Source organism: Nonomuraea sp. MG754425 (genome assembly GCF_021699195.1).
Lineage (GTDB): Bacteria > Actinomycetota > Actinomycetes > Streptosporangiales > Streptosporangiaceae > Nonomuraea.
The window spans coordinates 70,513-95,709 of the sequence record NZ_SSXE01000007.1 but is presented as its reverse complement, the minus strand read 5'-3'; the positions used below and the strand labels follow the sequence as shown (position 1 = coordinate 95,709).

31 protein-coding genes, 1 tRNA gene and 1 pseudogene are annotated in these 25,197 nt (G+C 64.4%); 10 read left to right on the top strand and 23 right to left on the bottom strand.

From position 1 onward, the window contains the following. The first annotated feature begins 131 nt into the window (after nt 1-131). Nucleotides 132-204, top strand: a tRNA-Arg gene (locus FAF44_RS04440). 104 nt (nt 205-308) lie between these two features. Here FAF44_RS04440 and FAF44_RS04435 read toward each other — a convergent pair. The 8 genes from FAF44_RS04435 to FAF44_RS04400 all read right to left on the bottom strand — a co-directional run bounded on the left by FAF44_RS04435 (nt 309) and on the right by FAF44_RS04400 (nt 6,106). Then, nucleotides 309-1,526, bottom strand: coding sequence for a site-specific integrase (locus FAF44_RS04435; RefSeq protein WP_237101693.1), 1,218 nt, complete (start codon nt 1,524-1,526; stop codon nt 309-311). Next, nucleotides 1,523-1,708, bottom strand: a complete 186-nt coding sequence (locus FAF44_RS04430) for a helix-turn-helix domain-containing protein (protein WP_237101692.1) — start codon at nt 1,706-1,708, stop codon at nt 1,523-1,525. Before FAF44_RS04430 ends, FAF44_RS04435 begins: the two co-directional genes overlap by 4 nt. Next, complete coding sequence (locus FAF44_RS04425) at nt 1,705-3,096, bottom strand: replication initiator (RefSeq protein ID WP_308193280.1); 1,392 nt, start codon at nt 3,094-3,096, stop codon at nt 1,705-1,707. The genes FAF44_RS04430 and FAF44_RS04425 overlap by 4 nt, the downstream gene beginning before the upstream one ends. 209 nt (nt 3,097-3,305) lie before the next feature. Further along, nucleotides 3,306-3,467: a hypothetical protein gene (locus FAF44_RS04420; RefSeq protein WP_237101691.1), complete on the bottom strand. Its 162-nt coding sequence runs from the start codon at nt 3,465-3,467 to the stop codon at nt 3,306-3,308. Between the two features lie 15 nt (nt 3,468-3,482). Then, complete coding sequence (locus FAF44_RS04415; RefSeq protein WP_237101690.1) at nt 3,483-3,812, bottom strand: hypothetical protein; 330 nt, start codon at nt 3,810-3,812, stop codon at nt 3,483-3,485. Between the two features lie 15 nt (nt 3,813-3,827). Next, the gene (locus FAF44_RS04410) at nt 3,828-4,445 is read right to left on the bottom strand and encodes a DUF2637 domain-containing protein (RefSeq protein ID WP_237101689.1); all 618 of its coding nucleotides are present in this window, start codon (nt 4,443-4,445) and stop codon (nt 3,828-3,830) included. A 19-nt stretch (nt 4,446-4,464) separates the two neighbouring features. Then, complete coding sequence (locus FAF44_RS04405; protein ID WP_237101688.1) at nt 4,465-5,784, bottom strand: FtsK/SpoIIIE domain-containing protein; 1,320 nt, start codon at nt 5,782-5,784, stop codon at nt 4,465-4,467. Next, nucleotides 5,777-6,106 (bottom strand): hypothetical protein, encoded by a 330-nt coding sequence (locus tag FAF44_RS04400; protein ID WP_237101687.1) that lies wholly within the window; start codon nt 6,104-6,106, stop codon nt 5,777-5,779. Before FAF44_RS04400 ends, FAF44_RS04405 begins: the two co-directional genes overlap by 8 nt. Nucleotides 6,107-6,216: 110 nt before the next feature. Here FAF44_RS04400 and FAF44_RS04395 point away from each other — a divergent pair, with 110 nt between their 5' ends. Then, nucleotides 6,217-6,582, top strand: a complete 366-nt coding sequence (locus tag FAF44_RS04395) for a winged helix-turn-helix domain-containing protein (RefSeq protein ID WP_237101686.1) — start codon at nt 6,217-6,219, stop codon at nt 6,580-6,582. Here the strand turns inward: FAF44_RS04395 and FAF44_RS04390 are convergent. Both FAF44_RS04390 and FAF44_RS04385 read right to left on the bottom strand, forming a co-directional pair. After that, nucleotides 6,542-6,733 carry a hypothetical protein gene (locus tag FAF44_RS04390; RefSeq protein WP_237101685.1) on the bottom strand — a complete coding sequence of 64 codons (192 nt, stop codon included), beginning with the start codon at nt 6,731-6,733 and terminating at the stop codon, nt 6,542-6,544. The genes FAF44_RS04395 and FAF44_RS04390 overlap by 41 nt on opposite strands. Then, nucleotides 6,730-6,945, bottom strand: coding sequence for a hypothetical protein (locus FAF44_RS04385; RefSeq protein WP_237101684.1), 216 nt, complete (start codon nt 6,943-6,945; stop codon nt 6,730-6,732). Before FAF44_RS04385 ends, FAF44_RS04390 begins: the two co-directional genes overlap by 4 nt. 152 nt (nt 6,946-7,097) lie before the next feature. On the opposite strand from FAF44_RS04385, the gene FAF44_RS04380 reads away from it, so the two are divergent. After that, entirely contained in the window at nt 7,098-7,838 is a 741-nt protein-coding gene (locus FAF44_RS04380; protein ID WP_237101683.1) for a helix-turn-helix transcriptional regulator, read from the top strand. 3 nt (nt 7,839-7,841) lie between these two features. Continuing rightward, nucleotides 7,842-8,318, top strand: a complete 477-nt coding sequence (locus FAF44_RS04375) for an NUDIX hydrolase (RefSeq protein ID WP_237101682.1) — start codon at nt 7,842-7,844, stop codon at nt 8,316-8,318. On the opposite strand, the gene FAF44_RS04370 is transcribed toward FAF44_RS04375, so the two are convergent. The 3 genes from FAF44_RS04370 to FAF44_RS04360 are packed head-to-tail and all read right to left on the bottom strand — an operon-like array spanning nt 8,286 to nt 9,743. Beyond that, nucleotides 8,286-8,852, bottom strand: a complete 567-nt coding sequence (locus FAF44_RS04370; protein ID WP_237101681.1) for an HD domain-containing protein — start codon at nt 8,850-8,852, stop codon at nt 8,286-8,288. The genes FAF44_RS04375 and FAF44_RS04370 overlap by 33 nt on opposite strands. 35 nt (nt 8,853-8,887) lie before the next feature. Beyond that, nucleotides 8,888-9,385, bottom strand: coding sequence for a GntR family transcriptional regulator (locus FAF44_RS04365; RefSeq protein ID WP_308193279.1), 498 nt, complete (start codon nt 9,383-9,385; stop codon nt 8,888-8,890). Nucleotides 9,386-9,389: 4 nt separating this feature from the next. Further along, nucleotides 9,390-9,743, bottom strand: a complete 354-nt coding sequence (locus tag FAF44_RS04360) for a hypothetical protein (RefSeq protein ID WP_237101679.1) — start codon at nt 9,741-9,743, stop codon at nt 9,390-9,392. A 152-nt stretch (nt 9,744-9,895) separates the two neighbouring features. Here FAF44_RS04360 and FAF44_RS04355 point away from each other — a divergent pair, with 152 nt between their 5' ends. Next, entirely contained in the window at nt 9,896-10,624 is a 729-nt protein-coding gene (locus FAF44_RS04355; RefSeq protein ID WP_237101678.1) for a helix-turn-helix domain-containing protein, read from the top strand. A 394-nt stretch (nt 10,625-11,018) separates the two neighbouring features. Here FAF44_RS04355 and FAF44_RS04350 read toward each other — a convergent pair whose 3' ends face one another. From FAF44_RS04350 to FAF44_RS04325, 6 genes are all read right to left on the bottom strand, one after another. Next, complete coding sequence (locus FAF44_RS04350; RefSeq protein ID WP_237101677.1) at nt 11,019-12,473, bottom strand: ATP-dependent endonuclease; 1,455 nt, start codon at nt 12,471-12,473, stop codon at nt 11,019-11,021. Nucleotides 12,474-13,116: 643 nt separating this feature from the next. Continuing rightward, nucleotides 13,117-14,244 (bottom strand): reverse transcriptase domain-containing protein, encoded by a 1,128-nt coding sequence (locus tag FAF44_RS04345; RefSeq protein ID WP_237101676.1) that lies wholly within the window; start codon nt 14,242-14,244, stop codon nt 13,117-13,119. 1,812 nt (nt 14,245-16,056) lie between these two features. After that, nucleotides 16,057-16,713, bottom strand: a complete 657-nt coding sequence (locus FAF44_RS04340; RefSeq protein WP_237101675.1) for a hypothetical protein — start codon at nt 16,711-16,713, stop codon at nt 16,057-16,059. A gap of 389 nt (nt 16,714-17,102) precedes the next feature. Beyond that, nucleotides 17,103-17,333, bottom strand: a complete 231-nt coding sequence (locus tag FAF44_RS04335; protein WP_237101674.1) for a hypothetical protein — start codon at nt 17,331-17,333, stop codon at nt 17,103-17,105. Between the two features lie 103 nt (nt 17,334-17,436). Then, nucleotides 17,437-17,841 carry a hypothetical protein gene (locus tag FAF44_RS04330; protein WP_237101673.1) on the bottom strand — a complete coding sequence of 135 codons (405 nt, stop codon included), beginning with the start codon at nt 17,839-17,841 and terminating at the stop codon, nt 17,437-17,439. Between the two features lie 410 nt (nt 17,842-18,251). Then, nucleotides 18,252-18,677 carry a tyrosine-type recombinase/integrase gene (locus tag FAF44_RS04325; protein ID WP_237101672.1) on the bottom strand — a complete coding sequence of 142 codons (426 nt, stop codon included), beginning with the start codon at nt 18,675-18,677 and terminating at the stop codon, nt 18,252-18,254. Nucleotides 18,678-18,787: 110 nt separating this feature from the next. Between FAF44_RS04325 and FAF44_RS04320 the strand changes: the two genes are divergently transcribed. Further along, a complete protein-coding gene (locus FAF44_RS04320) occupies nt 18,788-19,399 on the top strand; it encodes a hypothetical protein (RefSeq protein ID WP_237101671.1) in 612 nt (203 codons plus the stop codon). 313 nt (nt 19,400-19,712) lie between these two features. On the opposite strand, the gene FAF44_RS04315 is transcribed toward FAF44_RS04320, so the two are convergent. Then, nucleotides 19,713-20,828 (bottom strand): hypothetical protein, encoded by a 1,116-nt coding sequence (locus FAF44_RS04315; protein WP_237101670.1) that lies wholly within the window; start codon nt 20,826-20,828, stop codon nt 19,713-19,715. Between the two features lie 151 nt (nt 20,829-20,979). Here FAF44_RS04315 and FAF44_RS04310 point away from each other — a divergent pair, with 151 nt between their 5' ends. The 3 genes from FAF44_RS04310 to FAF44_RS54405 all read left to right on the top strand — a co-directional run bounded on the left by FAF44_RS04310 (nt 20,980) and on the right by FAF44_RS54405 (nt 21,989). After that, entirely contained in the window at nt 20,980-21,207 is a 228-nt protein-coding gene (locus FAF44_RS04310; RefSeq protein WP_237101669.1) for a hypothetical protein, read from the top strand. 51 nt (nt 21,208-21,258) lie between these two features. Then, nucleotides 21,259-21,534: a hypothetical protein gene (locus tag FAF44_RS04305; protein WP_237101668.1), complete on the top strand. Its 276-nt coding sequence runs from the start codon at nt 21,259-21,261 to the stop codon at nt 21,532-21,534. A 332-nt stretch (nt 21,535-21,866) separates the two neighbouring features. Further along, a complete protein-coding gene (locus tag FAF44_RS54405; RefSeq protein WP_272894036.1) occupies nt 21,867-21,989 on the top strand; it encodes a hypothetical protein in 123 nt (40 codons plus the stop codon). Nucleotides 21,990-22,055: 66 nt separating this feature from the next. Here the strand turns inward: FAF44_RS54405 and FAF44_RS04300 are convergent, their stop codons facing one another. Then, on the bottom strand, nt 22,056-22,640 hold the full coding sequence (locus tag FAF44_RS04300) for a hypothetical protein (RefSeq protein ID WP_237101667.1): 585 nt from the start codon (nt 22,638-22,640) through the stop codon (nt 22,056-22,058). A gap of 620 nt (nt 22,641-23,260) precedes the next feature. Next, nucleotides 23,261-23,686 (bottom strand): annotated as a pseudogene (locus tag FAF44_RS04295) (ribonuclease III family protein); the annotation flags it as partial. Between the two features lie 453 nt (nt 23,687-24,139). Here FAF44_RS04295 and FAF44_RS04290 point away from each other — a divergent pair. Continuing rightward, nucleotides 24,140-24,499 carry a septum formation family protein gene (locus FAF44_RS04290; protein ID WP_237101666.1) on the top strand — a complete coding sequence of 120 codons (360 nt, stop codon included), beginning with the start codon at nt 24,140-24,142 and terminating at the stop codon, nt 24,497-24,499. 189 nt (nt 24,500-24,688) lie between these two features. Here the strand turns inward: FAF44_RS04290 and FAF44_RS04285 are convergent, their stop codons facing one another. Beyond that, nucleotides 24,689-25,111, bottom strand: coding sequence for a MerR family transcriptional regulator (locus FAF44_RS04285; protein WP_237101665.1), 423 nt, complete (start codon nt 25,109-25,111; stop codon nt 24,689-24,691). Nucleotides 25,112-25,197 lie beyond the last annotated feature (86 nt).

Genomic DNA, 25,197 nt, shown 5'->3' with positions numbered 1-25,197 from the left:
ACCCTGCCCAACCCCAGGTCACCGCCCCCAAAACCGCCCATAACCCACCACCCACCGAACCGGCGCGCCCATGATTGCCGTTTCTGGTTCGAGGCACACCCCAAAACCCGCTATGCTTGCTTACGCAGCAAGCGGCCGTAGCTCAATGGATAGAGCATCTGACTACGGATCAGAAGGTTACGGGTTCGACTCCTGTCGGCCGCGCTCACTAGAAAGGCCCGCCACCAGGGATTCCCTGGAGCGGGCCTTTGTGTTTGTCAGGACAATCTCGAGATCTTGCTAACACCTTTGCTAACACGGGTCCTCCTTCACTCTCCGATCGCTTCGGCGAAGGTGTCGGCGGCCGATGCTTCGGCGGCGCGGATCACGTGGGCGTAGACCCGGAGGGTGATCGAGGGGTCGGCATGGCCGAGACGGGCCGCGACCACGTGAACTGGGACGCCTGCCAAGAGCAGGGTCGTGGCGTGGATGTGGCGAAGATCGTGGAGCCGAGCGTGCGGCAGCGGCGTGCGAGGGTTCGCCTGGTTGTAGCGCTTGACCAGGATCGGGAAGAGCGAGCTGAGCGTGTCTGGGTGAACGGGTTCGCCCCATCCAGTCGTGAACACATGATCGCCCGTACCGCGCCACTCAGGGCCGAGTTGGAGCTTGTCTGCGGCCTGCTGTGAGCGCTGTCCACGGAAGACCAGGACCGTCCGCTCATCGAGGCTCACGACGCGCTTACGGCCGCTCTTGGTGGTGCCTTCGACCCGCTTCCCGTCGATGAACGAGGCCGAGCCGCGGATGGTGATCTGCTTGGCATCGAGATCGACGTCGGTCCAGCGAAGGTGCAGTAGTTCGCCTCGGCGGGCACCGGTGTAGGCCGCGACGTGGAAGAAGGGCCAGAGGCGATGCTCGCGAGCAGCGAGGAGGAACATCTTTAGCTGGTCCGTGGTCCAGACGGTGCCAGGCTCGCTGATCTCCCGACGGGGGCGCTTGGCCTTCTCGACCGGGCTGGACGACAGGATCTCATCGACGTTCACGGCATCGCGGAATGCCTTCCGGAGCACGGCGTGGACGTAGTCGACCGTGCGCGAGGAGAGCGGCCGTCCATTCTTGCCGCCGCCGGCCCGCAGATCCCGATACAGCTTGGTGACCGTGGAGGCCCGGACAGCCTGTAGGCGCAGGTTGCCGATATTGGGCTTGATGTACCGGTCGATGATGTGCCGGTAATCCGCGAGCGTCTTGGGCTTGATCTCGACCGCGTGGGCCTCGATCCACTCGTCGAGGTACTCGCGGACGGTGATCGTGTTGCGGTCGACGTACTCGCCACGCCGGGCCTTGACCCGCGCCTCGTCCCGGGCGGCCTTGGCGTCATCCTCTGTGGCGAAGCCGCCGACCCATTTCGGCTTGCTCTCCTCCGTTTCGGGGTCACGGACTCTGATCACGTATGACCAGGTGGTGCCGCGCTTCATGACGCCGTCGCGCAGTTTGGGCGCCTTCTTCTTGCGCGGTTGCTCGTCCGGTGTACCGACGAGGGTCTGGGTCATACGGCGATCTCCTTCCTGGTCAGGTGGGTGATGTAGTCGGTGAGAGCGGAGACGGGGATACGGCGGGAGCCGTCGATGCGGATGGAGTCGACAGCTCCGGTGGCGAGCAGTTGGTAGAGCTTGCTGCGGGAGATGGCCAGGGCTTCCGCGGCCTCAGGGACGGTGAGGAGGAGCCGGGTCATGGGCGGCTCCCTGCGGTGTGCTGGCCGGTCGTCAGCGGCATTCCTGTGAGCGCGGCGGCGAGGAGGGCGTCTCCGGCGGAGTGACCCTTGCCCACGTACTGCCATTCGCTGATCACGAGGACGGCGTCTTCGTCGAAGAGAGGCAAGCGTCCGTGAGTGACCTCTTCGGTGTGAACGAAGTGCTCTCTGGCTGCTCGGAGTTCTCCGAGGGTGGTGGAGTAGCGGCGGGAGCGGGTGGAGAAGTGGCCGCGGAAGCCGAGCATGTGGGCCCAGTCGGCGAGGCGGAGTTCGGCCAGGTCCGGTTGGGTGCCGAGGTGCATGCAGGTGGTGATGAGGCGGCGGGCGTGGTCGCGCAGGTTGTAGGCGTCGAGGGTGTCGAGTGGGTTGATGCGGCGGTCGAGGGTGCCGACGCATTCGGCGGCTTTGGTGGCGTACTTGGCGATGTAGCCGGCGACGGCTTGGTCGGTGAGGTCGCCGTTCAGGGTGATGGGGCGGATGTCGAGTTGGTCGCCCCAGTGCAGGGGCCGTTCGGGCTGGTCGGCGTAGGCGGGAGCTTTGGCGGAGACGGCCTTGGCGGCGTGTTGGATGGCGTGGGTCAGGGTGTCGGTGGTGGCCCAGGGCGGTGGTGGTGCTTCGGGGCCGCCGGGGCCGTCGAGGCGGATGACGGCGTGGAAGTGGACGACGCCGCGGCGCTGGTATTCGGCGACTTTGGCGAAGGAGAGGGTGAGGTGGTGGCGGAGTTCTTTGAGGAGTAGGCCGCCGAGTTTGGCGAGGTGGCGGCGTACGGAGTCGGCGAAGCGTTTCCACAGGAGCGGGGCCAGGGCGTTGAACAGGACGGAGCCGGTGTAGTCGTAGCAGTCGGGGCAGAGTGGTTCGCCGAGGCGCGGGTCGTCTTTGCTGTGGCGGGCAGTGCAGGACATGACGCGGCCGTGCGGGCAGGTGGTGGCGTTGCGGCGGGCGTGGCAGGGCTGGACCTTTCCGTTGTGTTCGCGGCGGGTGTGGACCGGGCCGAACGACGGGGCGGTGAGGGTGACGAACAGGGTCGGGTGGGTGGTGACGCTCTCGGGGACGCCTTTGCCGCCGGCGAGGCCCGCGCGGATGAGCTGATAGGTGTCACCTCGGTAGGTCTCGGCGCAGGCGGGGCAGCGGGAGGCGCGGCGGGTCTTGCACGGAACGCGCAGGATGCCGTCGGGCTCGGTGCGGGTGGTGTAGCGGTGCAGGAGCCGGCCGGTGGCGGGGTCGTAGTGGTCGACCTTGCCGCGCAGGTGGATCGGTTGGCGGCAGCCGCCGGTAGCGCGGATCTGGCTGGCCCACCGGTCGTAGTCGGGGTGGTTGAGTCGGGCGATCATGCCCGCTTTTGCGTGCGCGGTGGCGTGGGTTGTGGGCAAGATGGAGACCTCCTTTCGCTCGTTCGGGTGAAGGGATGGCCTCCGACCTGGCAGTCGTCTTGGCGGATGTGCGGCCAGGTCGGGGGCGCTGCGCGTCATGCGCCGTGGTTGTCGATGCCGGTGCCGTCGCAGTCGAGGCAGCGGGCGCTGTCGGAGTCGAGACCGGTGCCGTTGCAGGTGCAGCAGCGGTAGTGGATCACCGGCATGGGTCAGTTCCTTTCTCGTGGGCGAGTGGTGAGGTAGACGCGCCAGTGATGGGGTTTGGCCCGATCGGGGTAGACGCGGGAGACGGCGCAGACGGTGAAGTGCAGGCGTAGGCGGAGCAGGGCGTCGACGATTTCGGCTCGGGTGCCGTCGATGCGGATGCGCATGAGTGGTTCTCCTGATCAGGCGTCGGGTTGGACGCAGCCGCGGTAGGTGGCTTCGGCGTCGTGGCGGGCGCGGGCGGCGGCCAGGATGGCGACGGCGCGGTATTCGACGGGGCCGAAGAAGCGCGAGGTGGAGTAGTGGCCGTACGGGATGTCGGCCTGGTCGATGGTGGAGCCGACGCGGGCGGCGATCTGGTCGATGTCGGCGCGCTTTTCGGCGTCGGTGTGGTGGCGGGGGAAGTGGTTGACGGTCACGCTCGTGGTGACGGGCACGTCAGGGTGGGCTTCCAGGAAGGCGGCAAGGTCGCGCAGGCCGTTGATGAGAGCGGTGCGAGGGTCGTGGGTCATCGGTCGGTTCTCCTTTCAGGCGGTGCGCAGGGTGCGCAGCAGGTCGGACGCGAGTTGGTTGGACACGCCCAGGTGGGCGCGTAGGGCATCGGCGGTGATGGGCTTGCCGTGCCGGGTGTGGTGTTCGTCGGCGACTCGGCGGGCGTAGTGGATGAGCGCGGGCGCGAGATCGCCTTCCGGCTCGTCCTGGGCGTGTTGTAGGACGGGTTCCGGGGCCGGGGACGAGGGCGCCGGGATGACGGACGGTTCAGGACGGGTGGCGCGGCGTTCCAGCATCGAGACGGCGATGAGGAAGGCGCCGGCCGGGGTAGCGGCGGTGATCCAGCCCCAGACGGTCGGGCCGGCTTGGGCGAGATTGGCGGCCAGGGACAGGACGACTCCCCCGGTCAGGACGAGGACGGGCCACGAGAGCGGACCCCGTCGGCTGGTGCCGGCCTTCTTGTCGCGTTGGCGTTCGCGGGCGGCCATGACGCAGGTCAGATCGATGCAGACGGCGACGGCCCAGGACATCCAGCCGGTCTGTCCGTGCTCGGTGGCGGTGTCGCGGATGTGGGTGAACGATCCGGCACCCGCGATGGCGGCCAGGACGAGAACGGGTCCGGTGTCGAGCAGCCAGCAGGCGAAGCGTCGCATCGTTCCTCCCTTCGGGTTCTCAGGCGGTGATGGGTTCGGGCAGGTGGGCGGTGACCTCGTCCCACGACGGGGCGAGGTGGGCGTGCGTACGGGCGGCGTGTTCGGCGGTCTGCTCGGTGACGTAGAAGGAGCGGGCGCGGTACCACTGGCCGTCCTGTGAGGCGACGATGGCGACGCCGGGTGTCTCGGCGGCGATGGCGCGGGCTGAGACGAGCGCGGCCGGGTCGAGGTCACCGAGGGTCATGTTCGCGGTCTCCGGGTCGTTGACCCTGTGGCAGATCCGTCCCGAGCACTGAGCCCGGAGCGCGGTGACACCGGGGCCGAGGTCGGAGCCGATCCGTTGGCCGCAGCAGAACAGGTAGATGCCGAACGCCCGCCCGAGCTGCGCCACCCGAAGCAGCGCGGTCGAGGTCTTGGCGACTTCGTCCTTCTCGGACTTGTCGGCCATCAGGTACAGCTCGGCCAGCTCGTCCACCAGGACCACGACCGGGACCGGGCGGACGCCGGGCGGGAGCTGCCAGATGTTGCGGGCACCCGCCTGACGGCACAGCCCCATCCGGTCGATCATCAGCCCGACCAGGTCACACAGCAGGGTCACCGACTCGGCGCGGGAGGTGGCCAGTGCCGACAGCCGGGGCGCGTACGGCGTGAACTCGACCCCGCCCTTGAGGTCGAAGCCGACCAGCGCCACCGGCTGCGGCGAGAGGCCCACGATGAGCGCGTTGGCCAGGTTGGACTTGCCGGATTGGGTGGCGCCCGCGTTGATCCAGTGCGGCACGATGCGGAAGTCGATGATCCACGGCTTGCCGGTCTCCAGCCGCCCCACGGTCACCTTGAGCAGCTCAGGCGAGGGCGGCAGCTCATCGACCTTGACCAGCGGGTCGCGCATGGTCGCCATGAGAACGACCCGGCCGGGACCGGGCGAAGAGACGCGGATGGCGTGCACGCCCCAGGAATGGGCGAGGCGTTCGGCGGCATCGGCATAGTCGCCAGGCGTCTGGCCTTCCAAGGTGTGCAGGGTGACGCGCCAGCCGTGCCGAGTCGGCAGCGGTGGCCACAGGAACGGCTTGGTGTCCACGGCGATGCGTTGCCACTTGCGCCGGACGCGGACGACGCCGGTCGAAGCGACCAGGCCGGGGACGGTGGTGAACCAGAAGCGCTGCCGCTTCTTGGTCAGTCCGCAGCCGAGGGCGACCCGCCGCCACGAGGCGCGTACCGACAGGGCGACCAGCGGGAAGCCGACCACCAGCCAGAACGAGCCGGGGTGCCACCGGCGCCAGGCCCACAGCCCGGCCGCGACAGCGGCCAGGGCTGCGAGCACTACCAGCGCGTCACGCATCGGCGGATTCCCGCGCGGGGAGCAGCGCCGAGGCGCGGTAGGCGATGCCCCACCGGCCGGCGATCTCCCAGACGTAACCGAGCAGGCCGACGGCGTTGACCTGGTCGCCCACGCTGATGGGCGGTTCGCCGGTGATGCCGATCTTGACGAGTTCGATCCGGCCGAACTCGTCCTCGACGGAGACGGTGACCTCGAAGACGGTGTTGCCGTTCTTGTCGGTCTTGATCTCGCCGGTGTCGCGGTTGAGCACCCGCGGGCGCGGGGCCTTCACGCAGGTGATGGCGAGCTTGCTGACATCCACAGGGATCGGGACGGAACGCATGGGCTGTGACCTCCTCTTTCGTCGTTCACCAACATAGTTAACCTAGTTGGCTTGGTTGTCAACGTCCTCTCGGTTGGCTTGGTCGATGTTTCGTGGTGTGATGGACGGCGATGGTCAAGAACACCGGGCGCCCCGGCTACCTCCAGATCGCCGACGATCTCCGCGCGCAGATCAACGGCGGCTCCCTCGCGCCCGGAACCCCACTGCCGTCCACCGCGCAACTCGCCGACCGGTACGACGCCTCGCTGAGCGTGGTGAAGATGGCCGTCGGCATCCTGCGCAACGAGGGCCTCGTGGTCGGCCAGCAGGGCAAGGGCGTGTTCGTCCGGGATGCGGAGGAGCGCCCCGCCGGCGACGAGCCAGCCGACCTGATCGAGCTGCGCGCCGCCGTGCGGGACCTGTCGGTACGCCTCGCGAAGGTCGAGGAGCAGTTGGCTACGTCCACGTCACACCGCCCCGGACGTAGCAGCCGGTAACCTTCCGCGCCAGCGCGGCCGAAGCCCCGCCGGGGTGCCGGCGCAGGCTCAGTGCCTTGTCCTGTCGGCGGATGCCGACCAGGACCATGACGAAGCCGACCAGCAGAGTGGCGCTGAGCAGGACAGCGATGATCAGCGGAAGCCAGCTCACGTCCAGCTCACCCCCATCGCGATCGCGGCGCGGGGACCGCGCGGGGGACGCTTGCTCTCGGTCCGCCGGCGGTTACGCCGGTTCCGGGCCCGCTCCTTGCGCGCCCACCGGTTCCGCGCCAGGCACTTGGAGCACTGGGTCTGGCCCTCGGTCAGGGCGTTGCCGCAGTCGCACGCGGGGGACTCGCCCGGGATGGTGATCTCGTTGTTCATGAGTGCATCTCCTCCTTCGGTTGCTGCCGTTGTGGCGTTGTGCAACCGAGAATGCGACGCAGCGTTAGGACGAGATCACTACACGACGGGACATGTTCAAGACGTCCCGCCTACGATGGACGGGTCCCCGGACGTCCTCTTGAGCAGGTGACATGGCGAACGAGAGGTTGCGAGCGGCCCTGTTGCAGCGCGGCGTGACCATCGCCCAGTTGGCGGAGGCCATTGCGGTCGACCCCAAAACGGTCGAACGATGGGTTACCAAGGGCCGGGCGCCGTACCGAAAGCACCGATTTGCGGTGGCTTCGTACCTCGAAACAGAAGAGACCTACCTCTGGCCGGAGGCGCTGACTCGCGACCAGGTCGCCTCAGCGTCCGAAAGCGAGATCGTCACCGTCTACCCGCATCGGTGGGCCGTTCCTCGGGACGTGTGGGGACGACTGTTCTCTGGGGCGTCCGAGGAGATCGGGGTGCTGGTCTACAGCGGACTCTTTCTCGCCGACGACGCCGGGATGCTGCGCATGTTCAGCGAGAAGGCCGATGCGGGCGTGCGTGTGCGCATCCTGCTCGGCGACCCGGACTGTGCCGAGGTGGCCCAGCGCGGCAAGGACGAGGGCATCGACGACGGCATGGCCTTCAAGATCCGCAATGTACTCGTTCTCTACCGGCCGCTGATCGAACGAGTCAACGTCGAGTTCCGCCTGCATTCGTCGGTGCTGTACAACTCGATCTACCGCGCTGACGATCAGTACCTCGTCAACACCCACGTGTACGGAGTCCCCGCAGGCAACGCGCCCGTCCTCCACCTCCGCAAGGTGGTCGGCGGCGACATGGTCACCACCTACGCCACCAGCTTCGAACGCGTCTGGGACGACGCCCGGCCGATAGGGTCTTGAGCCATGGCCAAGCGGATCGACTACTACGACGACCCCGACGCCCCGGCAGCGAACAGCCTGGTGCCGTCCGTCAACGTCATCGTCACCAACCCGGCTGGGGACGTCCTGATGATCCGCCGCAGTGACAACGACAACTGGGCCGTGCCCGGCGGCGCGATCGACCTGGGCGAGTCCATCCCCGCGGCCGCCGTCCGCGAGACTCTCGAAGAGACCGGGATCACCTGCGAGATCACCGGCCTGGTCGGCACCTACAGCGACCCCCGGCACGTGATCCTCTACACCTCCAACGGCGAGGCCCGCCAGGAGTTCTCCATCGTCCTCACAGCTCGCCCTCTGAGCGGCCGGCCGACGCCGAGCGACGAGTCCCGAGAGGTGCACTGGGTGGCCCCGGACAAGATCACGTCGCTGCCGATGGACCGGTCGATGCGGATGCGCATCGAGCACTACCTATCCGGCGTCGGGCTCCCGCACATCGGATAGCGCCGCCTCCACCGCCCGCACCGACGATACGATGCACGGCGTCGCGTCACTGATCGACCGGCTCACCACGTGCTCGGGGCCGTACCGAGAGTGGATCTCCGCCAGCCGGTCGCGCACGGCCAGGAGCCGGCCGTCCGGGCCGGTGGTCATGTCGCAGTACGTCAGCGCCCTGGCCAGCTCCGGCCGCTCCTGGTCGAACTCCTTGACCAGCACCTCCAGCAGTTCACGTTGCCGGGCCTCGTTGTCCGCGCACGAGTGGTAGGCCACCAGGCGGCAGAACTGTTCGTCAGCTCCGGCCACGTCACGCAGGTAGCGGGCACCGTCGAGCTGGTGCATGCCGGTGTCGACCAGGTCCGGGGCGTACCCGATGTCATGCAGCAGACAGGCGGCCACCAGCGTGTCAGCGTCCGCGCCGAGGATCGGAGCGAGGGTTTCGGCCTGGCCGGCGACCCCCTGGGTGTGCGCCCAGCGACGCGGCAGGGTCGTCTCCAGCAGGTCTTTGGCCAGGCCGTATGCCCATTCGATATGTCCCACGGCCCTCACGATAGACATCTGGGGCATATACGAATCTAGGGGGCGAGGCCAGACGTCCTGGGACGTCCTCCCTCGCCCAGGTCCCGCCGGACGAAGCGCCCCCGGCCCTGCTCCGCCACGACGAGCCCCTCGCGCTCCAGCACGGACAGCGCCTGACGCACGGTGTTACGCGACACCCGAAACTGCCGTCGCAACTCGACCTCACTCGGCAACCCGGCACCAGGCGCGAGGTCGCCGCGCACGATCCGCTCCCGCAGCCGCGCCGCGATCACCTGGTAGCGGTACGGGGGCATGGTCGTCCCTCCGAACACCACGCGCCCCCTGGACGGGACGGTGACCAGCAATCCCTCGTCTTCCAGGATCGCCAGCCCCCGCCGTACCGTGTTACGCGCCACCCCGAAGACCTGACACAGCTCCGCCTCGGACGGCAGCACACTCCCCGGCGAAAACTCCTCCGAGCGGATTCGCACCCGAAGCCGATCGGCGATCTGGTCATAGACCTGACCGCCGGTCAGCCACCCCTCCGCGGCCACAAGGTCAACTGCCGTAGGCGTCGAGCATCTTGCCCAGGTTGATGCGGAGGTCGCCCTGTTCGCCCTCAGGCCATCCTTCGCGTACGGCCCGCTCGATCCGATCCACGGCGTCACCCATCTGCAGGCATGACACCCGTTCGTCGTGCTGATCACCCCAGTAGAACCAGCAGAAGGGCAGATGTGCGAACACCCGCCTCGTCCTGTGCCGGATGTCGGCCACCTCCAGGGCCGGCCGCCCATCCTCGGTGTCGACGAGCACAGGTGTGATGTCCCGCGCCGCGAGTTGCTTGCCCAGCACGAGCAGCAGCCGCTTCGCGTAGGCCTGCTGCTGCTCCTTGACGGTCCGGCTCAGCTGCATCCTCGTCCTCCCTGACGTTCGTGCGGTTTCTCGTGTGCGTCGAGATTCGCCCCGAAGCCAGGGGCGAGAACACCGCAACTCGGGGACGTCTAGGGACGTCTGATGTTAACGTCGCAGGAAGGGCCGTTCTGCGAGAGGAGCACCCCGCTCACATGAACAACAACCTCCGCTACGCACTGGCCGCCGCCCGGCTCAGCACCACGGACGTCGCCGCCGCCCTGACCGTCGACCCCAAGACCGTCAGCAGATGGCTCAACGGCCGCATCCCCTACCCTCGCCACCGCTACGCCATCGCCGACCTCCTCCAGGTCGACGAGGGCGACCTCTGGCCGGAAACCACCCCACGGCACCGGGTACTCGCCGACGGCGTCCAGGGGATCTACCCACACCGCTGGGCCGTCCCACAGCCGACCTGGCGCAACCTCTTCAGCGCAGCCCGCCAGGAAATCGGCATCCTCGCCTACAGCGCCCTGTTCCTCGCCGAAGACGCAGCAGTCCTCCGCATCCTCACCGAACGAGCCACGGCCGGCGTCAAGGTCCGCATTCTCCTGGGTGACCCTGAGGGGCCGGAAGTCGCCACCCGCGGAACCGACGAAGGAATCGGAGCCGAGGTGATGGCAGCCAGAGTCAAGAACGCCCTCACCCTGTGCCGACCCCTACTCGACGCCCCAGACGTCGAAATCCGGCTCCACCACACCGTGCTCTACAACTCCATCTACCGCGCCGACGACCAACTCCTCGTCAACACCCACGCCTACGGCACCCCAGCAGCCAACGCCCCCGTCATGCACCTCACCCACAGCGACGAGCAAGGACCAGCCGCCACCTACCTCAGCAGCTTCAACCGCACCTGGACCACCGCACGACCCCACAGCAAGTAACTCAGACACAGCCATGGTCCCAGCAGCCATGGTCCGATGTGGTCCGACCAGAAAGCAACTTCTCTCCACGTCATCAAGGCCGCCCGCCTGCGGCGGTCGGCGCGCGTCGGGGCGATCGCTGGCCGCGCTGCGGCTCTCCGGCCGGTCGCGGCCAGCACGCCCCGCGCGCCCCAACCACCACAGGAAACGACCTTGACCGGTCGAGACACATCACGGGATACGCAACATGTCGGCGCAAAGCCGTAGCCTGCGGTGGTCTGATTATAGTTTTGCGAGGCTCTTTGCCCCCGAAGGGCTCCTCTTGCTCCGGTTGAGCCCAATGGGGTGGCTGGGTAGAACCTGATCCCTCGCACGCCGCCGATCCTTGGTCCCTGTGGATGATGCATACCTCGGATCATTCGCTAAGCAGGAGTGTCTCGATGCTTTGGGCCAACTCTTCCGCCTCGCGCATATTGGCCGGACTGGAATGCCAAATACTAAATGCGGAGCGTAGACAATGCTGCCTGTCCTGTCCCGTGCGATTAGACAGTAAGTCCAGCCACTGATGATGCTCCAGGCCGGCGAGCTCGGCAAGGTAGATGTTGATCGAAGCTTCGGAGCAATGCAGCCGCATTGCAAGTTCCTCGGGATATTGAGCCGCATATTCCAGTACAACCTTCTCGGGCGGGGCGTTTCCCGGAAGGAAAACGATTCCAGTGGATGGCGTTCGCGCGGCTCTGTCATCCCTCTGATCTCCGTCCAGTACGGCGGCGGACCGGACTCGGCGCGACGTAGAGAGCCCAGTAACGGTAGTTATAGCGTCACGCCAGGAACCGGCCTTCAGGATTTCAGTTTCACTCAGAGCTGGGAATCTGTGGGCGACAAGAATCATCCTCAATATTGCTTCAGCTACAAAATCTTCAACTACGATGAAATATTTGAGTGGACTCTCCACGCCAAGAGCATCACGTAAATCCGAAGGGCGGCTTGGGGTAAGCAGGGATGCACTCTTCCCTCTACGGACGCAGATCCTGATCCAGTCCTGTGGAACCCGATTAATAAAAGCGGGCGAATGAGTGGTCATAATCACTTGTACATTGGCAGCCCTCGCCAAGCGAGCTAGCTCATCCAGAAGAGCCGCGTGACCTCGGGGCGCGATATTTGCTTCGGGCTCGTCGAGGAGGATCACGGTCCTTTCGGAGGGGTGCCGAACCTCCCAACGCAACTTATGGACGACCAGTTCCCCGTAACTCATCGAGGAAGAGTCGAGCCATGCATCACCTACCCGAGCTCTCACATAGGGAAATATTGGTGCGCCGTCTTCTATATGAGAAGGAACATAAACCACTTCGTCATATGGCACGCCAAGTATCTCTCGAAGGGCATCCAAATCCTTTCGAGTCTGAAGGATCTCTGCTCCCGCTTGCTCGACATTACCCTGTTTAAAGTTATGATGATCGAAGAATTCCGGAAAGAGCATGGAATCGAACGGGGTGAAGAGGAATGGATAGCATCCTTTAAATCTGCGGTGAGAAATTACCATCTGGGACTTAGTGGCATCCACCAGGCCTAGGTTCTGTTGTAGAATATGGTGCCCCTCATCATCTCGGATCGTGAATTCTATGTGGCCACCTAGGTAGCCAGCCTGGTCACGTCTCCAACTGCGACCTCCAACGAAGGGCGGGTTGTCGGGGTGAGTGCTTTCTCTTTGCAAGCACTCTGCGATGTAATGAAGGAGAGTGGATTTCCCTGAGCCATGGGCTCCGCATAGTACCGTGAACGGTTCAACCTGTATACTTTGCCCAGCGAAGGCTGCATCGTCCGCAAATTTCATGCTGGTTAGTTGCGTCGTAGGCTTGAAATCCTTCATGGAATTCCATAGCTTTAGCTTTGAATGCGACAAGCCAGGCATATTCCTCCTCGGTGAGGGCAGGCCGTGTCTGCTTTCAGATTGAGCAGATCTCAAATCCTAGGGGACCAATAGGGTGCTTCGCCAGGTACTTCCGCATGTCTCCTCTACGATCTAATTGCCGGAAGTTCTCGTGGCTGCGATCTATCCCTGTCTGAACAAGCTCGGAGTAGGTGAACAGGTTGGGTGTCCGGCCCAAGGGTGGACACCCGGGCTGCCGCGCCGCTTCCGGTGCTCGGGCCTGACGGCCCTGCGCTCCGGGTCGGCTTGCCACCGGATACACGGGTTGTTCTGGTCTGCTGTACAGCAGGGAGGTACAGCAACGCCGCCTCACGCAGCCTGATCGTCCCGTACGGCGTCACATGGCTGAGCAGCGGCGCCAGCCCCCAACCACAGGCATGCTCTAGCTCGTCCTCATTGCCGACCGGTTTCTCATCCTGGTCAGGCCTTCGGGATTAGTTCGGGAACGTCGGACGGCGTCAGGACGGGAGGGAGTTGCTGGAGATGGGTTGTGCCCACGCTACATCTCTCAGTAATCAGGCCAGCCGGGAAAGCTATTCATCAAAACACTATCCGGCACGACCAGCCTCCGGATGCTCCTATCTCAGCGGATCTCATAGTCGCTAAGAATCTTCGCCCATCTCCGCCACAGAGGCGCGGTCCATTTCGGATCCACATCGTGGCAGTACGCCAGCATGCCCGCAAGGCGCTCTCCAAAGGAGATCGTGGAAGAAAAACCGCGATGCCGCGCATGCGCTGGCAGGCCGAATCGCTCGGCGCCCCAAATATCGTTGATAATACGATTCCGGGCATCGACAGGAATTCTGAGGCGGTCGCCGTCTACCAGCAGGCCGAGCACAATTTTCCGAGCGCCAGGTGGAATCACCTGTGTCTTTTTGTTGTGACGCAAGAAGCCACTGCGCCCTAGTATATGGTCGGTCATCCGAATTAGCTCTGACGCTTCTCGGCGAGAGAATTTTCTAGACGTAGAAAAGGCGATATCATCGGCGTATCTCGTATATACGATTCCAGTGCCCGCGACTGCCTCGGCAATCTGCATATCGGCATCCCGCATCACAAGGTTGGCTAGAGCTCCGCTGGTCGGGCTGCCTTGAGGAAGAAATCCTAGGCCAACAGCGGTCTGGTACTTGTCGATCACGGTGTAATCTGCAGAGGACGCGGCCTTTTCCGCCGCGACGCTGTGCCGAGCTCCGATTCCGGGTCGAGTACAGAGTCTGGCCAGTTCGAAGGAGACAAGGCGCCCAAAGCCGAGTTCACTGAACACGTGGAATATTTGGCGTTCGTCGATGCTAGCGAAGAAGTCGTGCATGTCCAACTTCACCAGCCAATTCGCTCCCAGATGCCGCCGCGCGCATTGCGCGACCGACTTTTGGCGCTCGTAGGCAAAGCTCGATGGATGGCAAGGGACATGGTTGAGAATATGCGTGAGCATCCATTTCTGCACAGCGAGAAGCGGTGCCCTTGGCGAGGAGATTCGACGTTTTCCGCGCAGCTCAAATTCCGTGTACGGGTCGATTTCCCTTCCAACAATATCTCGCAAATACCTGTGATCAGCTCCGGTCTGGTGCGCTAGATGCTTAAGTGTGAGAACTGCGCGGATCCCTTGTTGTTCCGTCGCCTGAGCTCGCCGGACGAAAAGGTCCAGTAATTCGATAGGCAGCCCCGCGGCAAGACCGTTGCGGACATAAAGGTGAGGTGAGTCGGTGATCATCTACCTTTGATGTCCTTCCGCCTGAAGCCCAAGGGTGTCCTCTCGCGCCAGGCCCCGTAGGAGGAAGCGCGAGGACACCCCTCAGGCGGTAGCAGGATCGTCCGCAGCACCCGATCACATCGAATGCCGGGTGGTCGTCGGAACAACCACCATTCCGCGTCGATACGCGAGGTATCGGACGCACTAGATGTCACCGGCCCTCCTCAACCTCTGAGGATAGTAGGGATCGTCTGAACCACTCAACCGATATCGGCCTATTGGTCGGACATCGGATCGCAGGAGTCTCCTGCCTCGGTCTGTCAAGTAGCCCCGGGCATCGAGGTACCCGCCATCGACCAACTCTGCGAGCACGCGTGTCGAGTGCGCTAGGGGGATGTTTACGAGAGCCGAGACTCGATCCGGGGTGCGTGCGCCCTGCTGGACGGCATCCAATACGGGCCAGAGAGCGTGACCGATTGCGTGCTCGCGCCCCGGGCTGCTACTCAGGCTCCGTTCCCTCCTCTGCTGGTTCTGCGTAGTGAGTGCATTGCCGACGTGTTCTGGAACGCGTCCATCGGGAAGGAGTGAGTACCAGCCGTTGTCGCGGCGGCTTGGGCCCTTCGTCTGCCAGAGGACCATTGGCAGGTTATTGGGCGCCTTGTGTTGCATAACGAACAGGCCCGCCGATCCCTTCCACCCCAGACCGTTGTCGTGGTGACGCCGGGCGAACCTTGCGCAGAAGTCCTCGACGTCCCTTCGTTGCTCTTCCGACCAGCCGGCACTGTCGAAGTCTGGGGCGACCCCCACTGTGGATAGGCGGTCGATGCTTGGCTCTCGATCCAACGCTTTCCTCGCGGTGACAGATGCCGAATGGACGATGACATGAATTTTGATCAACTTGTAGGAGCGCCAGCTGCGGATTGAGGAGTTCCGCGTCCAGATTTTGGCTGCCTCAATCGCCTGGCTGCCGCTACCTGCGTAGTCGCCGATCAGAACGACCGAACTGACCTTTCTTATTCTGAGATCATCCAAGGTGCGTGGCAGAGGAATGATTCCCAGCTCTCCCGCCTGCCCTTTTCCCAAATTTCTTATGATGTTGGCGCATAGGGCCTCGCTTCCTGTATTCGGCACCGGTAGTGCATTGCGAGGCAGGACGTTCTCAAAGATGACTGGGCGTTCGGGCCCGCGATAACCCATTTCCGGGCCTGTCCTCATCGGAACGACTAGAGCCGGCGGTGTGATCAATGCGCCAGAAAAGTCACGGAGAATCTGTTCAGTTAGATTCGATCTGAACGTGGTCTCGTCCAGATAGTGCAGCGCACTTACCAACAGTTCCGCAGCTGGATGGTACTGTGTAGGAAAATTGGCCAACCACTCTCGATACTCAACAGTGTCGATGACCGGGACCACGGGTCGCCCCCTGAAGGCAGCCGGTTAGAAACTCTTAATGGAAGCGTAGCGAGGATATGGAGTTGTTGACAAAAGAACTATGCCCCAGGTGAGCGAAGGAGAGGTGGAGAGTGGAGTTAGTGTGCTGAACTGGGGGATGTGGCCCACATTACTCGTCTCTGCCGTAGAGCTTCTACTCCTTTAGCATGGCGGGCTGTGCGGTTCGGATCTCTCCGCCATCGAATGAGCTGGCTGGGCGTTCGCCGCTTGCTGTACAGCAGCGACGTACAGCAACGCCGACGTATACATCCACACACCGGCAGCCATCACCTGCCGCTTGACCAGGGGAACGATCGATCGGGGTTATGGCTGGCTCCCGTTTGCAAGCAGGAAGTCAGGGGTGCCAGTTAGAGGTGAAGACCGCTCACCGCTCGGTGGGGAGGTTTAGGATGGAGAATTCCTCCAATCGTCCGGTCCCGCGGTCTCGTCTGCGGAGGGGGCTGCGATATCGGCCTTGGCACCCCAGCCAGTCAGGCGGGCGTCCACGACGTTGGAAATCGAGCGCTTGCCGAGCTGTTCGGGCCAGGAGGTCCGGACCCTGCGTACCAGTTGGTCCTCTCCGAGCCAGAGCTGCCATGAGAGCTCTGTCTTCGCGTACTTCCCGGTGGGCGTCCCATCGTGTTGGTCGCGGAAAGCGGGTGACACCTTGTAGAGGTCGCCGAAGGTGCTTGTTCCCTGGTAGACGGTGGTGCGGGTGTTGTCGTAGGCGCCTCCACGATGTTTGGACTCAGTCGTGGCCAGTACCGCCTTCAGTGCGCCCGGATGGGCGAGGTCGATCCCGCCGGACTGTAGGAAGGGACGGGTCTTCTCGTTCTCGGAGAGGAGGACCCAGCTCTTCCCTTCAGGAACGGGGCAGATCCAGCCCTGACAGTACGTCCGACCCTTGAACGTGAGATACCGTGGCGCAGGTTGAGGAACGCCGGGACCGGCGATTTCCCTGATGTCGGTGGCCGTTACCGTGCCCTTGCCGAGCTCGGCGCGGATCTTCTTCCGGTAACTCGCTCCTCCCCCTGCCTCCCTCCACGTGGTGATCTGTGACATGGTCACACCACGGTTCTCGACTAGCTGACGCCTGAGCATGTCGGCCGGGCTGGCAGAAGCCGCCTGAGCATGAGTGGCTGTGCCGGGTCCAGTCACAGCGACGGACACGGCTATCGCGACGGTCATCGTGGCGGTCCATCGCCTCATCCGGGCTGTCCTTTCTCGATCCTCCCCGTACTGGGAGGGCACCCCGGATCGTCTCGTCTAGAGATCTCGTTTCAATCACCGCCAATCGGGGACCACGCCCGACGTCCCCGCAGTTCGTGGAGGAGTGCTGTACAGCAGCGCGTACAGCAACACCGCCTCACACGATCACATGTCATCAACCCATATCCGTCGTTTCAGCAGGGCAGGAGGCCACGGATGAGCCACATGCCGTTTCCTACGGATCAGATGTGCTCTCCGGTCTGACCGCTCTGGAGTTCTTCAAGGCCTCGCTGGCAGACAGCCCACTGAATGTTTTCGCTGCCGGCGTCAGCGAGAATCACGCTGGCGACGATCGCGTCATGACAGGGAGGAGTTCCGTGCTGGCTACAACCGCCTCTGGCAGCCGTACTGGTTTGGTTCTTGTACCAACTCGAAGGTTGGGGGGCGAGGATCTCCACGATGGTCGACTTCATGAGCCTCAACGTAGGAAGCCGCGTCATCCGCAGCAACCCCAGAAGCCCGCGTCGAGGTGGACTGTCAAGATTGGTGACGGATTCTGTCGACAGTTCGAGATCGCTACACATCGAGCTTCTGGACATCACCTGCCGCTGCCTGAGCAAAGTCAAGAAGGGCTCGGCGGGCCTTTCGACCTCGGTCAGTTCGATCCTGTTCGTTTGTAGCTTCGTGGATTTCCTCGGTCAGCCTCAACGCCAACGATGCCAAGCCATCAAGTTCCTGGTTCGTCGTGACCAGCCGCAGCCTGAAGAGAGCAGCCGTCGCGTTGGCACGCTGCCGGTAGGAATCATCGCGTGCCGTAGCGTACGCAGCGCTCTGGGAGTCCTCCTGCTCCCTGTGCCATCGGTCGTTCTGGCTCTTGCGAAAATCCGTAAGCGCGCCTGCGAAGGCGCTGTATGCGGCCAGACGTTCCTGCCACAGTCGTTCTTCTCGCGCGGACTGGCGTGCCTGTTTGGCGGTCCGCATCTGGAAGACATACGTAGCGATGGCTCCCAAGAGTGTCCCCAGGATTGCTACGAGACTGGTTACCACGCTTCCCATCTGACTAGTGGATCACGTGCCCGTGGCGCCGTCATGCGCTATCACGTTCTGGGAATACCGCTGTTCATGCCGCGATCTTGCTAACGCATCTGCTAACAACGACCTTGGACTGCCCTGGACGACTGTGGGCTTTCCGTTCGCCCGACGCACCTTGACCAGGGCCTTCGGCCGCTTCTGTACAGGCGTGGACGCCTTCGACCTTGCTACGGATCAGAAGGTTACGGGTTCGACTCCTGTCGGCCGCGCTCCACACGAAAGGCCCTTGAACAGGCATTACGCCGTCAGGGGCCTTTCGCTTTTCGATCTTCAATCGGTCTCTTCCGCCTCTTCGGGAGCTACCTTGGGAGCCACCGGCCGGAGTTTCCCAGGAGAGCACCGGAAATCGCTTCCGTCGCCGCACGCTTGTCACCCTCCAGCAGGTGACCATAGACGTCCTTGGTGATGGAGATGCTGGCGTGCCCGAGGACCTCAGAGACGACGTGGAGCGGCGTGCCTTGCGCGAGCATCAGCGACGCGCCGGAGTGCCGCAGCTCGTGGGGATGCCAGTGCCCGAGCTTCGCCTTCTTGGCGAGCTCGGAGAACAGGTGGGAGAACGTGTCCGGGTCCGAGGGGTTGCCGAAAACCGTAGGGAAGATCAGCCCGTGATCCGTCAAGCGGTGGCGCGCCGCGCCGCCGCACAGACGCAGCCCTACGATCGCCACTGCGTGGCTGGACGCCGTACGTGCTTGGGGGCGATCGACGATCCAGGGTTCGTTCCTCACCCCGGCTCACCGAGCAACGTAGCTGATCGCGGTTCGGCGGCGGACGGCACGCGGATGCGCAAAGATCATTGAGCGTGGCCCATGGCGGTGTCAACTGAGAGGACACGTCCGTGATCGACTCAACCTACCGCAAGTGGTTTCGCCTGCAAACCCAGCTGGTCGTCGACTTGACGTGGTGTTCCGCCACCAAGATTGACGACGTCCTGGCTGCGTATGGCATCTCACCCGAGAGCACTCAGCCGGCCCGCTTCAACGCAGACGACGTCGACATGTTCATCGGGCGCCTCGGCAATGGCACCGTCATCATGGACTACCGCGTCGATTCTGTCACCGAGGGTGCTCTTCCCATTCTGGCGCAGTACGGCCCCTGCCTGAGCGCTGTATGGATCGATGAAGCCCCAGCCTTGGTCTCTTATCGGACGGAATGCGGCCTGGTGGTCAAGTTCGACATGCTGGATTGGGACTGGTATCCAGTTCCTGATCTCGCCAGCGTCGAGCAATGGGTCGCTGCCAGCCCAGCAGGTCGGGAGACCTGGGAAAACAGTTATGGTCTCGCCACGCTCATCACCGCCGAAGCGCTATGCCAGGCTGTGGTCGACGACGAATGGATACGATCCGTACACACTGGCGTCGCCTCACCGGATGCACTGGGGCAGGAGATGCCGTCAGCCTCACGCTCTCTCAGCTCGATCATCGAAAAATACGGTGACCGCACACCGTAGAACAGAGATCCGGCAGAACAGACCCCGTGACCACACACGTGATCGCCGTGCCATTAGCGTGCCATTAAGGGCGGTCAACAGAGGTCAGTCTTGGTCACTGGCGGACGGTCACGTCCACGTCCGTGGACGTGACCTGCTGCCTGCCCTTCCTACGGATCAGTAGGCTGGGGGGATCGAGTCCTCTCGGCAGCGCACAGCCGAAGCCCTGGTCATCATTTCGGTGATCAGGGCTTCTCGCGTCTTCGATCATGTTTCGCTGTCCGAAGTGGCCGGACGTGATCAGGCTGGGAGCATGCGGGCGTTGGGTGGTCACCTACTCGGCCGGCTCTGTCCCAGCGTCAGTTTCAGCGTTTGTGAACGCTTGGAGATGCAGGCGTGCTGCCAGATTGCTGGCGAACCAGCTGTCCGAGGCGAGCTCGGCCCGAGCCGTTTCGCTCCAGTCCTCTCGGTTGAGGACCGCGAGGTAGTGCCGCAGGACACGGTCTCGATGTTCGAGGGTGCAGCCGACTTGTTCCGGTGGCTTCTGCGCCAGGTGGTCAGCGATGACTGCCGCGTTGATGTACCTGCTCAGGGTCGGTGTCTGGCCTCTCAGGTGATTGGCATGCGCTTGCAGGACGGTGGGTGCGGGCGGGTAGTGCTCCAGGGTCATGCCCATGCCGGAGCAATCAGCCATGATCGCCAGTAAGCGGCCGGTGTGGTCGACCAAGTCGTCGTCGTCAGCCCTGGTGATCGCTTCATGCAGGTGGGCTGAGGTGGCAACCTTGCCGGCGAAGTAGCCGTTGAGGTAATCGCCGTCGCAGGCGTGACGCAGTAGCCACGTACGTGCTGTGCGACCTCCCGTACGACAGAGTTCCTCGATGACATAGACCCGTCCCCAGCCGGTGACTCGCTCGGCAAGCCACTGCAGCGCCTCTGAGCCGCCGCGGCGGCGTCGGAGAGCATGAGCAGCCAATGGGCCGAAGCTGTTCGACAGCAGACCGATGGTCTGGATCAGCGGGATGTCCTCCTCCGCCCAGTCGGCGGCGAGTAGCGCCAGCCCGACGGTGGCCGCGCATCGGTCGGTGCTGTGCCGCACCAGCCACTGCCCGGTTCGCTGAACCCGATGCCGGTCCGCTCGCAGCGCCGCGGCGGCGATATGCACGTTGTGATGGATGGGGACGTAGACATCATGGAATGCGTCGGCGAGTGTGCTTGGCGGGGCCTCAGGCTTGGCGAAGTGTGAATCCAGGATGCGGGCGACGTCTGCGCCTTTGAGCCGCTGATCTTCAGGCGGGTGTGGCTGGGCCTGTTGACGGTGGAGTTCGTCGTCGGGGTACGGCTCCCCGTCGCGTGGCAGGGGCGAGTCCGGATCTTGTCGGTGCAGATGCATCGCGTAGTCGAACAAGCTGATCTGGGGTCCGAGCGGTCCAGGCTCGATCGCCGCGCTCACCGGCGGGGGGAGGACTCGATTCTCTTGATCATGTTAGCCATGATGCCAGTACGGCACAGCGGACGGCAAGGAATGCCTTGGCCGTCCCATACCGTGTGTCATATTGCCGGCGCCCCTTCTGAACAGGTGCTGAGGCCGACGATATACGCCTGTGGACATTTCCGGCCTTGCCCGATACATGATGATCTGTGTGGGGACGACCGGGCACACGATCGCGGCGAGCGCGTTAGGTGCGTTGCTGGACCGTTCGCTTGTGCAGATGGCGGAGGCTTCGGCGGATGCCCGGACCTACGATCGCCGAACCATTCACACGGTCTCCGACATCTGGGACAACAACACCTTTCCCCTGTTCCGCGCACTCGGCGCTCGTACGTCGTGAGGCCGTGACCGGCGGGCACGTGCCGCCTTGGAGTGGATGGCCGCTCTCGGCGTGGCACGACGGACGTGGATGGTGGAGCAGTCGGCGATCGCCGGGTACGACTTGGAGCCGTTGCTGTCGGCGCCGGCGGAGACCGACCATCACCACCGTGATTACCGGGGCGTCGTCAGGCCGCCTACGGTGGCGCTGACGACGGAGGTCGCCCTCGGAATCGGCGTCGACTACGACCTGGCTACCGCCGAGGTTCGCTCGCTGGTGCTGGAACGGATCGGCACCCGGCTGACGGGCACCCTGGCCGTGGCCGTCAGCCGCCGGGTATGCCTCTGAACGGCCCGCCGACGACCTCGCCGAGTTACGGATCTGGCTTGACGAGGTCACCGATACACACTTTGATTCCCGCGACTCATCCGGGATCACCATGGATTACGGAACGGGTCAGATAGCGATCGGCCTGGGGAAACGCGGAATCCTGCGCGCGGCTCGTGCCACCGTCCATCCGGACGATCTGACCTGGCACCTGTCCGCGGCCGGCCGGGCGCTCGACGAGCGCGTGGGAGGAGGCCCGGCTCGAGAGAGGGCGGGAGGGCTACGGAGAGGAGGGCATCCCCGAGAGCTGGCAGGACTTCATGGCCCTGGCTCACAGCGCATACAGTCCGCCGATGGCGACCTGCCTCACGTCTGCCCTGACGCTGGTCGGCAGGGTGACGGGCAGGGAGTTCGACAGGGAATGGATGAACGGGTCCCACACCCGCTACGTGATCCGCGACGAGCACAACGGCTGAGGGCCGGGGATGGCCACCTCAGCCGCATGGATCACGTGAGCGTAGACCCTGAGCTTGATCGATGGGTCAGCGTGGCCGAGGCGAGCCGCGACTGATTGCGCTGGCAACCGATGTCACTCCGCGCACCAAGGTACGCCACCATATGACGGGCCGGTTGGCCCAGGCGATGACCGGGTCCGTGTGCGGCGGCAGCAGGACGATGAATTCGCCGGAGGGCTGGGTGACTCGTGCGATGCCGATGGGGTCATGGGTGGCGAGCAGGTCCTTCACGGCTTCGGCGCCGTCGGTGATGTGGTCGAGGTGTGCATGAACGGCGACTCCGTCCGCCGGCCCGTTGATCCAGATGGCGATCGGGGCGCCGTTCCGCAGTGCGTTGAGGAGCCGGGTCCGCAACGGGCTGGGTACGGCGGTCAGGACCTTGTCATGCAGGCGCTCTTGCCCGCAGGGAACGGTGGGCGCTGCCGTGGCTCGTTCGCTGCAGCACGGGCAGGCTCGGGTACCGCTGGTCCTGAAGTGGTGCCGGTAGACCACGATCTGGTTTGCTGGGATGCCGCATAGCGTGGCGTGGGCTCCCATCGCATGCTCCGCTTCGGGGGAGCCGCGATGTTCAGCGGCGGCGAAGCGCCGACGGTGGCGCTGCAGCGCGGTCAAGGAGTTCCCTCAAGGGGTGGGAAAGTATCGAGCGGCATGCGTTGGAGTGCCGCCAGTAGTGTGGCTGGGTCCTGGAGCAGCGCAGGGTTGCGTTCCAGGTGAGCGAGTTCGCGTTGGGTCAGTTCACGGACTGTGAGAGCGTCTCCGGCTTTCAAGAGCAGCAGGGACCCGATCATGATGGCGGCCTTGGGTTGGTCGGCCAATGCCTGGATGAGTGAGCTCGCTGCTGCCGCCTTCTTCTCATCGACCTCTGCCTGCGCGAGGTGGATGCCGTGCAGTTCTACCGCTCTGCGTACCTCGATGCCGATTTCTTTGGCCGTCTCTGATGTGGCGACGGTTCTGCTCCGGAGCAGCAGCCGCTTCATCCAGGAGCCATGTACGGGCTCGATGTTTCCTGTCTCTTCGAGGCTGAAGGCCTCCAAGAGTTCGAACACTGCCTGCTGCACCGCTTCGTGGGAGGTCTCGTCCGCAAGGTAGATGGTGACCGGAAGTAGTTCAGGCGTCGCGGTCGTCCCGTATTTCGCGTGATCGTGAACGGCTTCGCGCAGCGCAGCCGGCATCCGCAACACCTCCGCGGGTTCTCCCCCTGGACGAGGCGGCCTCGGCATTCGGTCGTCCAGCAGCCGGTGCACCACTCGAAAGGCCTCGTCGAGTCCTTGGTCGAGATAGATCGCGCCGATCAGGGCCTCCAGCGCGTCGGCCAGGATCGACGACTTGTCGCGCCCGCCGGTGGCCTCCTCGCCCCTGCCGAGCCGCAGGAGTCGGCCCAAGCCCAGGCTGCGGGCCACGTCGGACAGCGCACGCGTGTTGACCACCGCGGCCCGCAGCTTGGCCAACTGCCCCTCGGGCAGGTCGGGGTGGTTGCGGTAGAGGTCGTCGGTGACCACCAGGCCCAGCACCGAATCGCCCAGGAACTCCAGGCGTTCGTTGGTGGGCAGGCCGCCGCTCTCGTACGCGTAGGAGCGGTGCGTCAGCGCCTGCTCGAGAAGGTCGGGATCGAGACTGACCGACAGGACCCGCACAATCTCAACTCGGGCGACCTCGATGGCCAAAGGCTCAGGACTTGCGGTCACTGGTCTTCCCTTCCCCGAGCGGTCAGCGGCCCTCGGAGCACGCCCCGACGTCGTGATGGGCGTTGGAGCGGAACCGGGCAGTGAGGTACCCGCCTACTGACAGAATCGGGCATCGTCCGCCATGAGATCGCAACGCCGGCCGTCGGCGCAACACCCTCGTCAGAGCGCAGGTGGCCATCCGCGGTGAACTGATCGTCGCAGGAGGCATCAGTCTGCCGGCCAAGACGCGAAGACGCAGGAAGATCGTGCTTGGTGTCCACCACATCGCAATTGGAGTGTGATCTTCGGCTGTCATCATCCGAACTCGTGATCCGTCCATCACTCGCGGTCCTGTGCCTGATGGGCACGCTCCTCGGCTGCACCGCGGCCCCTGCCGGTTCCGTCCAGACGCCGAATCCCTCCGTGGCCCCGCCTCCGCCTGCCCCCGTGTCCGATGAGGCGGCGGTCCATGAGCTGTATCACGCCAGCGAGTTGCGGCCCGGCGACTGCATCGAACCCATGCCCACGGATTTCATGATCACGGTGGTGCCCTGTACGGTGCCGCACGCGGCCGAGTTCGCCACCACGTACGTCGTTCCAGATGGCCCGTGGCCTGGGGCTGTCGCGTTGATCCAACTGGGTCAGGAAGGGTGCGAGCCCAGGATGCGGTATGTGCCCTCGAGGAGGGAAGAGGTCGACGTCGTCGCCCTCCCTCCGGCGGAGGAGGACTGGCCGAGGTACAGAACGGCGTATTGCCTGGCCATTGCGTTGGACGGTCAGAAGCTCGTCGGCCGCGTCATCCTGTAAAAGCGCACACCAGGTCGAGAGGTTCGTGGGCGCGGCTGCATCTCGGCGAAGGTCAATTGACCTCGGATAGGGGCATCTCGATCGGTTCCTTTCCGTGGTGATCAGCCGAGACGCTACATCACGGAAAAGCCCACCCGATCAACGCCACCTCGCCGCCAACCGGGGCCCGCAGAACCGGGTCGGGGCTGGTCAGGTGCGGGGTGGAGGGGTGCAGGTGATCGGGCCGGTGGCGCCTTGGGCCAGTTCGCGGGTGTAGGAGCTGATCTTGTGGGTGATCAGGCCCAGTGTCCCGGTGAGCTGGGCGATCTGCGCGGTGACCCGGTCCTGCTGTTGGCGCAGGAGAGTCAGGAGGTGTTCCTCGTTGCCCGCGCCGCGCCTGACGAGGTCGGCGTACTGGCGGATGGCGGGCAGGGGCATGCCGGAGGCGCGCAGGCTGACGCAGAGGTGGAGCCACTCCACGTCGCCGGCGCCGTAGACGCGGCGGCCTCCCGCGCCCCGTCGTACGGAGGTGAGCAGGATGCCTTCGCGCTCGTAGAAGCGCAGGGCGTGGACGCTCAGGCCGGTCAGTTCGGCGACCTGGCCGATGCTGAGGCCCTGGTTCGGTTCCGACATGGGTCAAGGTTAGGGGGTTGATCTAGAGTCGGCTCTAACTCGTAGGCTCCGACGCACGCCGATCCCGACGCACCCGGTGTGCTCGT

Excerpts from the sequence above, each read along its gene's own strand:
- FAF44_RS04435 (WP_237101693.1), bottom strand. The coding sequence starts at position 1,526 with ATGACCCAGACCCTCGTCGGTACACCGGACGAGCAACCGCGCAAGAAG.
- FAF44_RS04430 (WP_237101692.1), bottom strand. The coding sequence starts at position 1,708 with ATGACCCGGCTCCTCCTCACCGTCCCTGAGGCCGCGGAAGCCCTGGCC.
- FAF44_RS04420 (WP_237101691.1), bottom strand. The coding sequence starts at position 3,467 with ATGCGCATCCGCATCGACGGCACCCGAGCCGAAATCGTCGACGCCCTG.
- FAF44_RS04415 (WP_237101690.1), bottom strand. The coding sequence starts at position 3,812 with ATGACCCACGACCCTCGCACCGCTCTCATCAACGGCCTGCGCGACCTT.
- FAF44_RS04410 (WP_237101689.1), bottom strand. The coding sequence starts at position 4,445 with ATGCGACGCTTCGCCTGCTGGCTGCTCGACACCGGACCCGTTCTCGTC.
- FAF44_RS04405 (WP_237101688.1), bottom strand. The coding sequence starts at position 5,784 with ATGCGTGACGCGCTGGTAGTGCTCGCAGCCCTGGCCGCTGTCGCGGCC.
- FAF44_RS04400 (WP_237101687.1), bottom strand. The coding sequence starts at position 6,106 with ATGCGTTCCGTCCCGATCCCTGTGGATGTCAGCAAGCTCGCCATCACC.
- FAF44_RS04395 (WP_237101686.1), top strand. The coding sequence starts at position 6,217 with ATGGTCAAGAACACCGGGCGCCCCGGCTACCTCCAGATCGCCGACGAT.
- FAF44_RS04385 (WP_237101684.1), bottom strand. The coding sequence starts at position 6,945 with ATGAACAACGAGATCACCATCCCGGGCGAGTCCCCCGCGTGCGACTGC.
- FAF44_RS04380 (WP_237101683.1), top strand. The coding sequence starts at position 7,098 with ATGGCGAACGAGAGGTTGCGAGCGGCCCTGTTGCAGCGCGGCGTGACC.
- FAF44_RS04375 (WP_237101682.1), top strand. The coding sequence starts at position 7,842 with ATGGCCAAGCGGATCGACTACTACGACGACCCCGACGCCCCGGCAGCG.
- FAF44_RS04360 (WP_237101679.1), bottom strand. The coding sequence starts at position 9,743 with ATGCAGCTGAGCCGGACCGTCAAGGAGCAGCAGCAGGCCTACGCGAAG.
- FAF44_RS04355 (WP_237101678.1), top strand. The coding sequence starts at position 9,896 with ATGAACAACAACCTCCGCTACGCACTGGCCGCCGCCCGGCTCAGCACC.
- FAF44_RS04350 (WP_237101677.1), bottom strand. The coding sequence starts at position 12,473 with ATGAAGGATTTCAAGCCTACGACGCAACTAACCAGCATGAAATTTGCG.
- FAF44_RS04345 (WP_237101676.1), bottom strand. The coding sequence starts at position 14,244 with ATGATCACCGACTCACCTCACCTTTATGTCCGCAACGGTCTTGCCGCG.
- FAF44_RS04340 (WP_237101675.1), bottom strand. The coding sequence starts at position 16,713 with ATGTCACAGATCACCACGTGGAGGGAGGCAGGGGGAGGAGCGAGTTAC.
- FAF44_RS04335 (WP_237101674.1), bottom strand. The coding sequence starts at position 17,333 with ATGAAGTCGACCATCGTGGAGATCCTCGCCCCCCAACCTTCGAGTTGG.
- FAF44_RS04330 (WP_237101673.1), bottom strand. The coding sequence starts at position 17,841 with ATGCGGACCGCCAAACAGGCACGCCAGTCCGCGCGAGAAGAACGACTG.
- FAF44_RS54405 (WP_272894036.1), top strand. The coding sequence starts at position 21,867 with ATGGCGACCTGCCTCACGTCTGCCCTGACGCTGGTCGGCAGGGTGACG.
- FAF44_RS04285 (WP_237101665.1), bottom strand. The coding sequence starts at position 25,111 with ATGTCGGAACCGAACCAGGGCCTCAGCATCGGCCAGGTCGCCGAACTG.